Source organism: Pararhizobium sp. IMCC21322, assembly GCF_030758295.1.
Lineage (GTDB): Bacteria > Pseudomonadota > Alphaproteobacteria > Rhizobiales.
In genome coordinates this window covers 4,199,184-4,213,471 of sequence record NZ_CP132335.1, presented here as the reverse complement: position 1 = coordinate 4,213,471, position 14,288 = coordinate 4,199,184, and the positions used below count along the sequence as shown (strand labels likewise).

16 protein-coding genes and 1 riboswitch are annotated in these 14,288 nt (G+C 53.6%); of the genes, 10 read left to right on the top strand and 6 right to left on the bottom strand.

Translation table 11 applies throughout. The annotated features are described in order from the left end of the window. Nucleotides 1-41: 41 nt before the first annotated feature. Nucleotides 42-356, top strand: coding sequence for an HlyU family transcriptional regulator (locus tag RAL91_RS19920; protein ID WP_306258000.1), 315 nt, complete (start codon nucleotides 42-44; stop codon nucleotides 354-356). A 9-nt stretch (nucleotides 357-365) separates the two neighbouring features. Here RAL91_RS19920 and RAL91_RS19915 read toward each other — a convergent pair whose 3' ends face one another. Genes RAL91_RS19915 through RAL91_RS19905 form a run of 3 tightly spaced genes read right to left on the bottom strand, consistent with a single transcriptional unit; the run spans nucleotide 366 to nucleotide 2,457 of the window. Continuing rightward, the gene (locus RAL91_RS19915) at nucleotides 366-1,667 is read right to left on the bottom strand and encodes a TRAP transporter large permease (protein ID WP_306257999.1); all 1,302 of its coding nucleotides are present in this window, start codon (nucleotides 1,665-1,667) and stop codon (nucleotides 366-368) included. 2 nt (nucleotides 1,668-1,669) lie between these two features. Continuing rightward, nucleotides 1,670-1,903 (bottom strand): hypothetical protein, encoded by a 234-nt coding sequence (locus tag RAL91_RS19910; RefSeq protein WP_306257998.1) that lies wholly within the window; start codon nucleotides 1,901-1,903, stop codon nucleotides 1,670-1,672. A gap of 29 nt (nucleotides 1,904-1,932) precedes the next feature. Beyond that, nucleotides 1,933-2,457 (bottom strand): TRAP transporter small permease, encoded by a 525-nt coding sequence (locus RAL91_RS19905; RefSeq protein ID WP_306257997.1) that lies wholly within the window; start codon nucleotides 2,455-2,457, stop codon nucleotides 1,933-1,935. Nucleotides 2,458-2,717: 260 nt separating this feature from the next. Between RAL91_RS19905 and RAL91_RS19900 the strand changes: the two genes are divergently transcribed. The 8 genes from RAL91_RS19900 (at nucleotide 2,718) to RAL91_RS19870 (ending at nucleotide 11,360) form a co-directional block, all read left to right on the top strand. Continuing rightward, complete coding sequence (locus RAL91_RS19900; protein WP_306257996.1) at nucleotides 2,718-4,319, top strand: bifunctional UDP-sugar hydrolase/5'-nucleotidase; 1,602 nt, start codon at nucleotides 2,718-2,720, stop codon at nucleotides 4,317-4,319. 198 nt (nucleotides 4,320-4,517) lie between these two features. Then, entirely contained in the window at nucleotides 4,518-5,120 is a 603-nt protein-coding gene (locus RAL91_RS19895) for an MOSC domain-containing protein (protein ID WP_306257995.1), read from the top strand. 135 nt (nucleotides 5,121-5,255) lie between these two features. Next, the gene (locus RAL91_RS19890) at nucleotides 5,256-6,878 is read left to right on the top strand and encodes an FAD-dependent monooxygenase (RefSeq protein ID WP_306257994.1); all 1,623 of its coding nucleotides are present in this window, start codon (nucleotides 5,256-5,258) and stop codon (nucleotides 6,876-6,878) included. 391 nt (nucleotides 6,879-7,269) lie between these two features. Beyond that, nucleotides 7,270-7,587, top strand: coding sequence for a dsDNA nuclease domain-containing protein (locus tag RAL91_RS25140; RefSeq protein ID WP_371932442.1), 318 nt, complete (start codon nucleotides 7,270-7,272; stop codon nucleotides 7,585-7,587). Beyond that, nucleotides 7,542-8,692 (top strand): IS3 family transposase gene (locus RAL91_RS19885; RefSeq protein ID WP_306257993.1). Its coding sequence is split into 2 segments (ribosomal slippage): nucleotides 7,542-7,791 and nucleotides 7,791-8,692, totalling 1,152 coding nucleotides; the frame shifts between segments, so codons are not numbered across the junction. The genes RAL91_RS25140 and RAL91_RS19885 overlap by 46 nt, the downstream gene beginning before the upstream one ends. After that, complete coding sequence (locus RAL91_RS19880) at nucleotides 8,693-9,619, top strand: dsDNA nuclease domain-containing protein (RefSeq protein ID WP_306257992.1); 927 nt, start codon at nucleotides 8,693-8,695, stop codon at nucleotides 9,617-9,619. It begins immediately after the preceding gene. A gap of 47 nt (nucleotides 9,620-9,666) precedes the next feature. Beyond that, nucleotides 9,667-10,116 carry a hypothetical protein gene (locus RAL91_RS19875; protein WP_306257991.1) on the top strand — a complete coding sequence of 150 codons (450 nt, stop codon included), beginning with the start codon at nucleotides 9,667-9,669 and terminating at the stop codon, nucleotides 10,114-10,116. Between the two features lie 29 nt (nucleotides 10,117-10,145). Continuing rightward, on the top strand, nucleotides 10,146-11,360 hold the full coding sequence (locus RAL91_RS19870; RefSeq protein WP_306257990.1) for a hypothetical protein: 1,215 nt from the start codon (nucleotides 10,146-10,148) through the stop codon (nucleotides 11,358-11,360). A gap of 117 nt (nucleotides 11,361-11,477) precedes the next feature. Here RAL91_RS19870 and RAL91_RS19865 read toward each other — a convergent pair whose 3' ends face one another. Both RAL91_RS19865 and RAL91_RS19860 read right to left on the bottom strand, forming a co-directional pair. Beyond that, nucleotides 11,478-12,008, bottom strand: a complete 531-nt coding sequence (locus RAL91_RS19865) for a LysR substrate-binding domain-containing protein (RefSeq protein ID WP_306257989.1) — start codon at nucleotides 12,006-12,008, stop codon at nucleotides 11,478-11,480. Continuing rightward, entirely contained in the window at nucleotides 11,956-12,420 is a 465-nt protein-coding gene (locus RAL91_RS19860) for a LysR family transcriptional regulator (protein WP_306257988.1), read from the bottom strand. Before RAL91_RS19860 ends, RAL91_RS19865 begins: the two co-directional genes overlap by 53 nt. A 76-nt stretch (nucleotides 12,421-12,496) precedes the next feature. Beyond that, a riboswitch (cobalamin riboswitch) is annotated at nucleotides 12,497-12,708 on the top strand. Nucleotides 12,709-12,753: 45 nt separating this feature from the next. On the opposite strand from RAL91_RS19860, the gene RAL91_RS19855 reads away from it, so the two are divergent. Continuing rightward, nucleotides 12,754-13,437 carry an energy-coupling factor ABC transporter permease gene (locus tag RAL91_RS19855; RefSeq protein WP_306257987.1) on the top strand — a complete coding sequence of 228 codons (684 nt, stop codon included), beginning with the start codon at nucleotides 12,754-12,756 and terminating at the stop codon, nucleotides 13,435-13,437. Between the two features lie 87 nt (nucleotides 13,438-13,524). Here RAL91_RS19855 and RAL91_RS19850 read toward each other — a convergent pair whose 3' ends face one another. Further along, nucleotides 13,525-14,286, bottom strand: coding sequence for an ABC transporter permease (locus tag RAL91_RS19850; RefSeq protein WP_306257986.1), 762 nt, complete (start codon nucleotides 14,284-14,286; stop codon nucleotides 13,525-13,527). Nucleotides 14,287-14,288 lie beyond the last annotated feature (2 nt).

Sequence of the window (14,288 nt, the reverse complement as noted above, 5' to 3'; positions counted from 1 at the left end):
AAGCGCTGATTGAACTTAAGCAGATAAGGGATGAAACGGGCATGGCAGGATTTTTGAAGAAATTGTTTGGCGGCGGCGATGGCGGCGGGTCCGGTGGCGGCAGCAAGCACGAGGCCGAACCGTTTGAGGATTGCCTGATTATTCCATCTCCGCAAAGTTCAGGTGGCACATGGCGGGTTGCCGGCACCATTACCAAAGAGATTGACGGCGAAACGCTAGAGCGTCCCTTTGTGCGGGCCGATACATTCAACAGTGAAGATGATGCAGTGAAGTTTACCCTGCAAAAGGGCCGCCAGATTATTGAACAGAACGGCAAGAGCCTGTTTTCGGACGGGGCGAAATCACGCCCCGCCTGAGGTGACTTGCTAACGCTGACGCATGTTTTCCGGCAGCCATGTGGCAATGTCGGGAAACAGGATCAGTATGAACACCATCACCACCATAATTCCGAACATGGGCAGGGCGGCTTTGGCTATGTAGTTCATCTCGTGGTTGGTCATGCCTTGCAGCACGAATAAATTGAAGCCGATGGGCGGGGTGATCTGCGCCATTTCCACGACCACGACAATGAAGATGCCGAACCAGATGACATCAATTCCGGCCTGACGGATCATCGGTTCCACCACGGCAATGGTCAGCACCACGCTGGAAATGCCATCCAGAAAACAGCCAATGACAATGTAGAACAGCAGCAGCGCCATCAGCAGTTCAAAGCGTGACAGCTCCAAAGATGCAATGAAGGTGGCGAGCGCGCGCGGCAGGCCGGTAAAGCCCATGGACAATGACAGGAAGGCCGCGCCTGCCAGAATAAGCGCAATCATGGCCGATGTGCGGGTGGCACCCAAAAGGCTCTGGCTAAAACTGGTCCAGTTGAGCGAGCCCTGTAATGTTGCCAGCGCCATGGAGCCAAGCACGCCGAAGGCTGCGGCCTCGGTGGCGGTGGCATAGCCCAGATACATGGAACCGATCACCAGCAGAATGAGCAGGATGACCGGTATCAGAAACCGTGAGTTCTTGACCCGCTCTATAAAGGTCATATCCGGCTCGGGCGTTGGATCATAATCCTTGGAAAAGACGCCATAAAGGCTGGCATAGGCCATGAACATCAGCGCCAGAATGAGGCCCGGAATGATGCCTGCAATGAACAGTTTTGTGATGGATTCATTGATCGTCACCCCATAGACGATGAGGGTCAAAGAGGGTGGGATCATCAACCCTAATGTGGCAGCCCCGGCCAATGTGCCGATGATCATTTTCTCGGGGTATTTGCGCGCGCGCAGTTCCGGGATCGACATTTTGCCGACCGTGGTCAAGGTTGCGGCAGAGGAGCCGGAGACGGCGGCAAAGACGGTGCAGCCAACAATATTGGTGTGCAGCAAACCGCCGGGCAGTTTGGCCATCCAGGGCGACAGGCCCTTGAACATATCTTCCGACAGGCGCGTTCGAAACAATATTTCACCCATCCATATGAACATCGGCAGAGCTGTCAGTGTCCAGGATGAGGAGGCGGACCAGATGGTGGTCATCATGGCATCGCCTGCCGGGCGGGTGGTGAACAGTTCCATGCCGACAAAAGCAACGCCCAGAAGAGCAAGCCCCACCCAGACGCCGGAGCCTAAAAGCAGAAACAGAACGAACAGAAAAACGCCGGTGGCAGCAAATTCCAAGGTTAGAGCCCCTCTTGTTTATATGGAAGCATTTGACCTGCTTTGCGCGTTTGCCGGCGAGGCACGCGCCACGCAGTGGTCATCACGACCATAAGTGGGGTGTAACGATGTCCGGCGAGCGCGCAAAGCAGGCCTTCGGTGAACCAGAACAGCCCACCGGCCGCGTTAGCCAGTTCGCCCGATGCGCCGCATCGCGCTTCACTGCCTGCCTTGCCGGATGAACTGATCTGGTGCATCAAATGGTTCCATATAAACAAGATGGGCTCTAGTCCCCCGCCAATGCGTCGGCGCGAATGTTATCGCGGCGGCTGATCAGCAGGGTGACCAGATTATCAATGAAGCAGATTGCCAGCAGCACGGCGCCAAAGGCGACAACACTTTGCGGGATCCATAGGGGCGTTGCGTCCTGCCCCTGACTGATATCGTTGAATTTGATCGACAGGCTGACGCCGCGAATGGCGTACCAGGCCAGATAGCAGGTGGCCGCAGTGGCAATGGCCATGCACCACACTTCGCCCCAATGGCGGTAACGCCCCAGCGCGCTGAGAAACAGGCTGACCCGAATATGCGCGCCCTTGTTGAGCGCATAGGCAAAGGCCAGAAACGACGAGGCCGCCATGAAATAGCCGGCATATTCCGCCGAGCCGGGGAAGGGGGTGCCCATCCAGCGTGCCACCATTTGCCCAACGATGATAACCAGAATCATGAACAGGCATATAGCAGCCAGCATTCCGGCCCCGGTATAAAGGCCATCCAGCAGACGCCTTATTGGGTGTTTCGTCTCAGCCATATGCCCCCGCATGAGCTTGCATTGGCTCATATTGACGTTGTTTGCGCGTCAATCGCAAGGGCCGCTGCGCGCTCGCCCACATGAATGTTGGTGAGCGCCAAAGAAGTCTCTTCACAGGCTTTGGATTTGTGGACTATGCTTTTGTCATAAAGCCTTGCAGATGCTGTGGCACAAAGGCTGCCGAACCTAGTCGATCATCTATGAAGATCGCTGCACATCTTGCCGCGATGGACGTTCAGTTCAATTGAAGGAGCATTTTCATGAAAACCCTACTCAGTCTCACAGCCGCCAGCGTTGTGGCGCTTGGCGGCATAGCACAGGCGGATTATTCGCTGACCGTGCTGCACACCAATGATTTCCACTCCCGCGTGGAGCCAATCAGCAAATATGATTCTCCCTGCAGCGCGGAAGACAACACAGCGGGCGAATGCTTTGGTGGCTATGCCCGCCTTGTCACCGGCGTGGAAAAAGCCCGCGGCATGGGCAATAACAGCATTCTGGTGGATGGCGGCGATCAGTTCCAGGGCTCGCTGTTCTACACCTATTACAAGGGCAAAGTTGCCGCCGAGATGATGAACAAGCTTGGCTATGACGGCATGACCGTTGGCAATCATGAATTTGATGACGGTCCGGAAGTGCTGGCCGGTTTCATGGATGCGGTGGATTTTCCAGTGCTGATGTCCAATGCCAATGTGTCCGCCGAGCCTGCTCTGGCTGGCAAGTTGATGCCATCGACCATTATTGAGCGTGGCGGCGAAAAAATCGGCCTGATCGGCCTGACCCCGCAAGACACCGGCGAATTGTCCTCATCGGGCAAGAACGTTGTGTTCTCCGATCCATCCGAAGCTGTGGCCCGCGAAGTGGCGGCTATGGAAGCGGCTGGCGTCAACAAGATCATCGTCCTGTCTCACTCAGGCTATTTCGTGGATCAGAAAGTGGCCCGCGAAGTGGGCGGCATTGATGTGATTGTGGGCGGTCACTCCAACACATTCCTGTCCAATATTTCCGACAGGGCTGCTGGCCCGTATCCCACCATGGTGGACGGACCGGACGGCACACCAACCGCCATCGTGCAGGCCTATGCTTACGGCAAATTCCTGGGCGCGCTGGATGTAACCTTTGATGATAATGGCGTTGTGACGGACGCCAAGGGCGAGCCGATCATCATGGATGGTGAAGTGGTTGAAGATGGCGGCACCAAGGAGCGTATTTCCGAACTCGCTGGTCCGTTGGATGAAATCCGCAACAAGGTGGTGTCTGAATCCGCTGGCCTCATTCAGGGCGACCGCGCCGTGTGCCGTGTCGAAGAATGCGAAATGGGCAATCTGGTGGCCGATGCCATGCTCACCCGCGTCGCCGATCAGGGCATCCAGATCGCCATTACCAACTCTGGTGGTCTGCGCTCATCCATCGATGCAGGCCCTGTGACCATGGGCGAAGTGCTGACTGTGCTGCCGTTCCAGAACACGCTTTCCACATTTCAGCTGAAAGGCTCGGATGTGATTGCCGCGCTGGAAAACGGTGTCAGCCAGGTGGAAGAAGTGAAAGGTCGCTTCCCGCAGGTATCGGGTGTGAAATTCAGCTGGGACCCAAGCGTTGCCCCGAATGAAGGCCGCATCAAATCTGTGGAAGTCATGGAAGATGGATATTGGACCGCCATCGACCCTGCCAAAACCTATGGTGTTGTGTCTAACAACTTCATGCGCAGCGGCGGCGATGGCTACAAGGTGTTCGAAACAGAAGGCATGAACGCCTATGATTTCGGCCCCGGCCTGGATCAGGTTCTGGCCGATTATCTGGTCGAAAACCTGCCATACGCACCGTTCAAGGATGGCCGCATCAGCCAGGTTGCTACGAACTGAGGGTTTTGCCGCTTAGGTAAATGATTGAGCCGGCGATTGGGGTAACCTGATCGCCGGCTTTTTTGTGGGCTTGTGTCTTGATTGCCAGGCACTTCGTCTTGTTCTCTTTTGCCATATCAGCTAAAAATTCATTGAGCTTCGAAAGAGGCTCCGTAGGCGTTAACGTCAACCAACGCATGTTCAGATTTGAGATGAAACATGCAGGAAAAACGCTCCTACACACCAAACAACGCCAAAAATTCTGATGCTCCTCATGTTGTTAGCGTGCAGTTGGGCGGCCAACATGATTTTAGCAAATCTCCGAAAGACGCCATTACTCTGATCGAGGGTTTCGGCGTTGAAGGCGACGCTCATGCCGGTGCGACGGATCAGCATCTTTTTCACATCAAACGGTTTGGGGAACAGCCTAATCTCAGGCAGGTTCATTTGATTCAAACCGAGCTTTTCGACGCCGTTTCCGAGCATGGGCACGCTGTTCGTCCCGGTGATCTGGGTGAGAATATCGCCACACGGCATGTTGATCTTCTCGGCCTGCCAACGGGTACGCGTCTCAAGCTTGGATCGGAGGCTGTGATCGAGCTGACCGGTCTGCGTAATCCATGCCATCAAATCGACAGTTTCCAATCCGGCCTTCTGAAACATTGCAAGGAAGTCACGCCCAATGGGGTGGTGCGCAAGACCGGGGTTATGAGCATCGTTCTGCAGGGCGGCCTTGTGCGACCGGGTGATGCGATCGACATTGAGCTTCCGCCAGAGCCACATGCGCCGCTTGTCTACCGGGTGCCTGATATGAGTGCCTGAAATGGGTGCCGGAAACGGGTGACTGAACATAATCAGCCTTGCATTCATCAAAGGCTTCCACAATTTGAGCCGATTCATACTGCTTTGCCGGACGGCTAACAATTTGGGTTCATTTAAGCGTAGGGGGAAATTGATATGGCAGAGAATTTGGACGTCGAAATTCGGGTTCCGGTATTGATCGTCGGCGCTGGCCCGGTGGGGCTCGCCTGCGCCATTGAGCTTGCCTGGCGCGGCATTGAATGTCTGGTGATCGAGCGCCGCGACGGCACCATCAATCATCCAAAGATGAACCAGGTCGGCGTCCGGACCGTCGAGTTTTGCCGCCGCTGGGGCATATCGCAGAAGGTCAAGGACAGCTCGGTTCCAGAGGATTTTCCACGGTCCATCCGCTTTGTTACTGCGACCACCGGCTATCAAATGGCCCATTATGATTTTCCGGCACGCAAGGACGAGACATGCGTCAATTCACCCGAGGCCATTCAACGTTGCTCCCAGATATTCTTTGATCCCATCCTGCGCGATCACGCAAAAAGCCTCGGCAGGGCAATTTTCTCATATTCTCACGATCTTCAATCCTTTGAGCAGGATGATGATGGGATAACGGCCAAGATCAGCTCCCTGAAAGATGGCAAAACCATAAGCGTTCGGGCTGATTACATGATTGCCTGTGACGGGGCCGACAGCACTGTCCGCGACCTTCTGGGGATTGGTCTTGAGGGTGACATGTCGTTGAATTTCAACGTCAACGCCTTCTTCCGGTCTACAGATCATGATGCCTTGTTCAAGAACGGACGAGCGGTCATGCAATGGCTGACCGACGGTCAGGGTATCTGGGGCGATATCGTTTCAATCAACGGCGATGATCTTTGGCGGTTCTCGCTGATGCGGCTGGAGAATGGTCACATCCCGTCTATCGCGGAAATGGGCCAGCATTTGCGCCGCGCCGTCGGGCGCGACTTCGCGTTTGAGATTTTCTCCATTCTACCGTGGGAACGTCGCCGGGTTGTCGCCGAGCGTTTTCAGGCAGGGCGCGTGCTTCTTTGCGGTGATGCGGTGCACCAGATGTCGCCCACCGGTGGTTTTGGCATGAACACCGGTATTCAGGAGGCGGTCGATGCAGCCTGGAAAGTGGCTGCCGTGTTGCAGGGGTGGGGCGGCAGCAAACTGGTTGAGACCTACGATATCGAGCGGCGGCCAGTGGCCCAAAACATCGTTGATGAAGCTGCGCGCAACTACAACCAGTTCAGCAGATTGCCGAAAGGCGAGGGTGCCGACGAGGACACCGAAGCAGGTGCTGCACTCCGGCAAGCCATCGGCGATACAATCTACGCTGAGAACTTTGACCGTGAATACGACATGGAAGGCGTGCCGCTGGGCTACCGCTATGAGGGATCACCCATCATTGTGCCAGACGGCACGCCAGAGCCGCCTTTTGACGTCATGACCTATACGCCAACTGCGCGACCCGGACACCGCGCGCCCCACGCCTGGCTGGCAGATGGCCGCTCGACCCTGGATTTGTTTGGACCCGGATTTATGCTGCTTTGTTTTGAAGAAGGTTTGGACCTAGCACCCCTTGTGGAGGCTGCATCGGTGCGGAACGTCCCGTTGAAGACAGAATTCGTGGACGATGCGGAAATAGCCTCGCTTTACGAAACGAAATTGGTGCTGGTCCGCCCCGACGGGCATGTCGCATGGCGCGGCGATGGTCTGCCCAAAGATGCGGGCGCGATGATTGAGACGCTTATAGGTGTTTGAGCGGTGGGGATGTTGACGGTGCGACGGTTGCTAGCATTTGTGATTGCATTATCCGCTAGGTCGTCACGAACTGAGAAGTTTTACGGCTCAGGTGAATGATTGGAAGGACCTGATTGCAGGTTCTTGTGGTTTGGGGGCGATAATGAGGTAAGTGATTTCGGCTGAAACCCGACCTTCGACGGGGCAAGAGGATGCTGCAACGCGGCTCGACAAATCCGCCATTCCGCCAGAGCGAAACATTTTGGAGGGTGAAGCAACGATGATCAGATACAGCATCCCACTAAAATCAAGTGCTTTGGCACAATAGGCCGCGATGACCGGTGAAGTATTGGTCGCAAACGTCGTCTCCGATGGATATTAGCTGCGCCTCTTGCATGAAAAGTCAATTTAGGTGAGGTTTCATCTCAGAGTTGTTTTATTGCGAGATCTGCGTTTGACTGAACTGAAAAAAAAGCTGACTTCCACGCCGCAACGCGAAGATAGTGGAGCGCACACAAATAGTCGATACCACTACCAAGCTCTTTGTGGATTGGTTCTCGTCTTAGAAAGGCACAAGTTGGGTGGCGACTATGCGCTTGTGTTTGAATATCACGACGATATTTGGCCTGCTGCCGGTTCCGTGGACACCGAGTTAAGGTGTTTTGATGGAATCGGAGTTATCCAATGCAGAGAAGAAAGTTCAGTCGCGAGTTCAAGCTTGAAGCGGTGAGGCTTGTCAGGGAACGTGGTGTGTCGGCCGCCCAGGCGGCGCGGGATCTCGAATTGCACGAGAATGTGCTGCGCAAATGGATCAAGGAATTTTCGGCTGATCCGCAATATGCGTTTCCCGGCCATTGCCAGATGAGGCCCGAGCAGCTTGAGATCGAGCGGCTTCGACGCGAAGTGAGAAAGCTGAAGGCGGAGCGTGACATCCTAAAAAAGGCCACGGCCTTCTTCGCGAAAGAAGTGACATGAAGTTCGCCTTCATCGCGAAGCACCGGGGCATCTGGCCGGTGGCATGGCTGTGCGCCGCTGTGGATGTATCACGTTCGGGTTTCCACGCCTGGCTCAACCGGAGCCCGAGCGTGAGATCCCGGCGCGACGAGGAACTCCTCACCGTTATCGACCGGAGCTTCAAGAGCAGTGACCGCACCTATGGCGCACGCCGGGTCTGGCACGACGTTCTGGCCGAAGGCCTGTCATGCGGGCTCCATCGCATTGAGCGGCTGATGCGCGAAAGCGGGCTGCGAGCCCGGCCTCGTCGGCGCGGGCTGCCGAAGGATGCGGGCGAAAGGATGGCGCCGGTGTCGCAAAACATCCTTGATCGGGCCTTTGATGCGCCAGCGCCAAACCAGAAGTGGGTAGCCGACTTCACCTACATCTGGACTGCGCAGGGGTGGCTCTACGTTGCCGTCGTCATCGACCTGTTCTCGCGCCGGGTCGTGGGATGGTCGATGAGTGCCAGCATGAGCGCGCAGTTCGTGACCGATGCGCTGATCATGGCGATCTGGCGAAGAGGCGAGCCCGACAGCCTGTTGCACCACTCCGATCAGGGTAGTCAGTATACCAGCGAGCAGTTCCAGCGGCTGATGGCCGATCATGGCATCACATGCTCGATGAGCCGCTCAGGAAATGTCTGGGACAACGCCGCGATGGAGAGCTTCTTCTCCTCGCTGAAAACGGAACGCACGGCCCGAAAGGTCTACCGGACGCGCGACGACGCCAAGGCAGATGTGTTCGACTACATCGAACGCTTCTACAATCCAAAACGGAGGCATTCGACGATCGGATATCTCAGCCCCGTTGAGTTCGAGGAGGTGGCAATGTTAGCTTAAGTGCCTGTCCACGGAACCGGCAGCAGGCCAATTGCAATTTTTGACGATCAATGTGCTCCTCAGAACGTGCAGTTTTATCAAGTAAAATCAAAGAAGAGCGGTAACTGGACACCCGCGGCGTTGACTAAACGCGACAAAAAGAAAGACAAAGATACCCGTTCTTTTTTGGGGAAGATGTATGAAAATGCAGTTGCATTTGGTGACAGTGTGGAGTCGGCTACCTTTTTGTCGAATGCGCCCACAAACTTTGCTCCATCCAGTAAGAACAAGTTCTGTTTGACTGAGTGTGACGAAGGCAAACTGGCAGAGATTACTAAAAAGCTGGAAGAAGAATTCTCAGGCGAAAGTACGATCAAAAGCGAGCTTCTCTGGGTTTCACGAACAGACTTGAGTCTGGATGATGCAGATGCACACGCAAAAGGTAAGTTAGACGCTTTTGTCGTTGAAAATCTCGGCGAAGCTGAATTTTCGTTGTCAGCAGTGTTCAAGGCCATTTCTGATGAATGTGACAGAAAGTCCCGTGCGACAAACGTGGACCTTAGCGATTTCGATGAGGTGGTGTCGCGTCGTGGGATAACTCGGCTTGACGCAAACGGCTGGCTACAAGCCGTTTCATCAACCGTGAATTGTCCAAAATGGGAAGAGATTTCAGCTGATATACACTTACCTGCGCCAAAAAAAATACGTTTGCGACGCGAGTGGAACTCATACCGTGTTGCAGTTCTCAACCCAAATGAAGCAGTGCGAAAAATAAGGCGTAGAATTTCCAGCTTTATCAAAGATAACGACTTTGAAGGTTTGAGCTTAAACGACTTGCTGAGCCTCGTCTTTACCGCTGTGGCGGTGGAAGCTCGTGCTGAGTTGATGACCGCATCGGACGAACGAATAGAGGCGATGATCTTATATGAAGCGTATTCAATCGACTAAGCTAGAAAATTACAAAACTCTTATTAGAAACTTGAGGACAAAGCGGCATGAAAAGGCTGAAATTCAGAAAACTCTGGTTGCTATCAAATCAAGAAAAGAAAGCAAGAGTTGAGGATTTTAGCAGCCTGACAACTACGGTCGTTGCCGACAATGATTTTGGCAAGTCGAGCCTCGTAAAATCATTGTACGCGACGCTGGGCGCTGACCCGTCTAGAACGCCAGAACCCTGGAAGAATGCAAAAGTCGAAACACTGCTTGAGTTCGAAATTGACGGTAGTGCGTTCTTTATGCTCCGACAAGCAGGGCGTTTTGCGTTGTTTGATGAGGTTAGAACACTAACATGGACCGGAAATTCAGTAGTTAAGGATCTAGCGCCAAAAATTGCAGAGCTACTGGACTTTGAGATAACTGCGAAGCTCAAGGGGGGGGAAATGCCGTTCCTCCACCTGCTTTCTGCTTTCTTCCATTTTACCTTGATCAAGAAAAGGGTTGGGTAGACACGTGGTCTTCGTTCTCTGGTCTTGAAATGATTAGCGCTTACAAGAACGACATAGCCCGCTATCACACTGGAATTCGTCCCAAAGAGTACTATCGGTTGAAGGCCGCAAGGGATGAAGCAACTGCAGCCAGAGGAGAACTGGCTCAAGAAAGAACTGCGCTGTCTAAAGCTAAACAACGCTTTAATGACAAGCGCAAGCGAGTTGGGATCGCATTGGATGTAGGAGCCTTTGGAGACAGGATTAACGCTCTGTTGAAAGAGCAAAACGTATTGCAGAAATCTTATGATGAGGTTCGAATTGAGATTTCACAACTGCAGGCTCGAAGGACAGCTTCACGAGAAGAGGTCGAAATTGCTGCTAGGGTGCTGTCAGAACTAGAGGCTGACATAAAGTTCTCAAAAAAGCTAAGTGATGCAGAGATCGTTTGCCCAGTTTGCAGCACAGTGCATGAAAACGATTTTGCTAACAGGTTTGGTTTGCACAATGACGCGGACGCATGCCGCATTATACTTCTAGAAGCGCGAGCGAAGGTCGACAAGCTGAATGCTGAAATTGTTCTGCGTTTAAAGAGTGTGCCATCAATGCAAGTTAGCATAGATCGCATTCAATCAATCCTTGAGGAGACTAGAGGACAGATCAAGTTAGGCGACATGTTGCGCGATGAAAGTGAGCGCATTCTGGACCATACCTTTGAGCGGGAGGAACGCTCAATCGACGGTGATATTGGCGCGCTAAACGAAAAAATTGCCGCTGCAAAAAAGGAAATGGGCTCGTTTGACAAAAAGGAGAACAGAGAAAAAATCGTCAAATTTTATGCTGATAAGCTTCGTATGTTCTGCAAAAAACTTCGTGTTGATAATGTTCCAAGCAACATGTGGGATAACATCAGACCGACAATTCGAGAGACGGGCAACAAAGCGCCACGACTTATCCTCGCTTACAATTATGCTATTTTGCATACGATAGACAAATTTTCTACTTCTTGTTTTTGTCCAATCGTAATTGATACACCGCTCCAACAAGATCCTGACCCAGAAAATTCGAAACGCATGATTAATTTTGCGCTTAATGAAAGACCATCTGGAAGCCAGCTGGTTCTTGCGACGGGTAGTCTGCATGGCGTAAAATTGGACGGGCGTGAAGTAAACCCTGAAACCAAGGAACAGTTACTTCAAGCAGACCAATATGAATCAGTGAGAAGTTTTATGCTGCCGTTCATCAACGCAGTGTTGTCTGAGTAATACGGGGAGTTGATCGTCTGCTTGCCCGACCGTTTGGAATTGCTAAACAGCCGCAGCGAATGACCGCCTCCCGTCCATGTAAGCTGCAACCTAATCTTCGAACATTCAACACATCCTTCAACGCAACCGCAATTCCTCAACCGCTTTTATCGCCGCTTGGCGAGACACTTGGGCGAGCGGTGACAAGTCCTCTTCGGCGCGGGTCATGATGCCTATGGGGCCGTTGGTGAGGCGCATATCGATTGGTAGTGCGACCAGTCTTCCGTTGGCGATGTCTGTGGCGACTACGCCGCTTGAGATGATCCATAAGGCGTTGCTGGTCAGGGTCAGGCCGTGTCCGAATGTCGCAGAAACTGATTCAATACGATTGGAGAAGGTATTGATATTATTGGCAATCATCATCAGGTCCACCAGCGGGCGAATGGCTGACTCTGGTGTGGGGTAGATGATTTGATAGGATGAGATATCGGCGAGCCGACTGGACCTGGTCAGTGGATGATCCGGCGAGCAGACCACGACAACATCTTCCATATAGAGCTGAGTGAAGGATATGCCTTTCATCTGGTCGGGCTTGCCAAGCCGACCGATCAGCAGATCAATCGTTCCGGCGCAGACGATCCACCAGAAAACTGTGTTGGCCCCCTTCAAGCAGAAGGGTGATGTGGGGGAAATCCTGTTTGAAAATTTGTGTTGCCAATGGCATCAGCCGTGCTGCAACGCTGGGTAGTGCGCCGACTGCAAGGGAACCCTGTTCCCCCTTTTGCAGTGCAGATACGCTGTTCAAGGCCTGATCCAGCGCGTTGAGGCTGGTGGCGGCGTGCCTTAAGAAAACCTCGCCCTCGGGAGTTATCAACACGCCGCCGCGACCGCGTTCAAGCAGGGTAACGCCTGCAATTTCCTCAAGTTCTTTAAGAGTCTTTGAAATTGCGGGCTGTGTGAGGTGCAGAAATTCGGCCGCGTGTTTCAGGCTCTTCTGAAACCACAAAGTCGGATTTTTATGCGCCTTTCCGGGCACTGATTGCAGATATAGCGCATGGGGAACAGTCCGGGCCGATGACATGATTTCCCGGCGTGAACGCCTGATGATGACCCTGGCATCAATCTGACCTTCCCGCTTTACTCACAAACCATCTTGCGCCAAGACAGTGGTCGATGGTTCCCGAACGCCACAGGCGGGCGGGATGAGATAAGGGAACACGGTTCGAGCTACCCAAATCGGGATTAAATCCGTGGCTGCCCCCGCAACTGTATGTGACTGCCAAACTCGATATGCCACTGGCGAACGCCGGGAAGGTGAGTGAGGCGCAAGGCACAAGCCAGGAAACCTGCCATCCAAACCGGTCGCAAGACCAATTCACACGAGGCGCACGGCGGGTGCGCAAAGGAGACTAAAATGCATATTGAACCTGGCGTCGTTGACGGCGCTAAAATTGCCCTGAGCTATGCCACATCAGCCGGTGCTGCCGCGCTGGTTGGCAAAATGGCCTGGGATACGATTCGCAATGATGGCGGCGTGTCCGCTCTGGCCATGCGCAGTGTTGCGGCCACAATGATTGTTTTCGTGTTCTTTCAGGTATTGCCGCATTATCCGGTTGGCGTATCGGAAGTTCACTTCATTCTGGGGTCCACACTGTATCTGCTGTTTGGCGGCGGCGCGGCGGCCATTGGTCTGGCGCTTGGCCTGCTGGCACAGGGAGTGTTCTTCGCACCGATTGATCTGCCGCAATACGGCATGAATGTTACAACGCTGCTGCTGCCATTGTGGGCTATCAGCGCGCTGGCAAAACGCATCATTGCACCAAAGACGGCCTATGTGGATCTGTCCTACAAACAGGCACTGACGCTCTCAACCGCCTATCAGGGTGGTGTGGTTGCCTGGGTCGCATTCTGGGCGTTTTACGGTCAGGGTTTTGGCGCAGAAAGCCTGAGTTCCGTTGCCTCTTTCGCAGCCGCCTACATGCTGGTTGTTCTGGTTGAGCCGCTGGCTGATCTGGCCGTTCTGTACGGCGCAAAAACATTGCGGTCGGTTTCATCCACCCCATTGTTCTATGGACGTTTGCACACATCCGCCGCCTGATGATCTGATTCAACAGATTGGCCTAACGGCCTGAAACAAGATTCAAAATCCCGGTTCCTCTGGAGCCGGGATTTTTGTTTGTGCAGCCTATTGCTTGACCTGATAGCCCGTCTTGAAAATCCACCAGACGATGGAAATGCAGCTCACCAGAAACAGGGTGATGACAGCGAGGCTGATGGTCACATCAACGTCGGCAACTTCATAAAAGCTCCAGCGAAAGCCGCTGACAAGGTAGAGCACCGGGTTGAAGAACGTCACCGTCTGCCAGATGGGGGGCAACATGTTGACCGAATAGAAGCTGCCGCCCAGAAACACCAAGGGTGTGATGACCAGCAGTGGTACGATCTGCAGTTTTTCAAAACTATCGGCCCAGATGCCAATGATAAAGCCGAGCAGGCTGAAGGTCAGCGCGGTCAGCACCAGAAACAGCAGCATGATGAACGGGTGCGCAATTTGCAGTTCCACGAACAGGCTGGCTGTTGCCAGAATAATCGCGCCGAGAATGAGCGATTTGGTCGCGGCGGCTCCCACATAACCCAGTACAATTTCAAACGACGAAATGGGCGCTGACAGCAATTCGTAAATCGTGCCCGTGAATTTGGGGAAGTAGATACCAAAGGCGGCATTGGACAGCGACTGGGTGAGCAGGGACAGCATGATAAGGCCCGGCACGATGAAGGAGCCGTAGCTCACGCCCTCAATTTCCGGAATGCGCGAGCCGATGGCCGATCCGAACACCACGAAATAGAGCGAGGTCGATAAAATCGGCGAGATGAGGCTTTGAAACAGGGTGCGCCACATGCGGTTCATTTCGAATGCATAGATGGCTCTGACAGCAGTGAGATTCATGA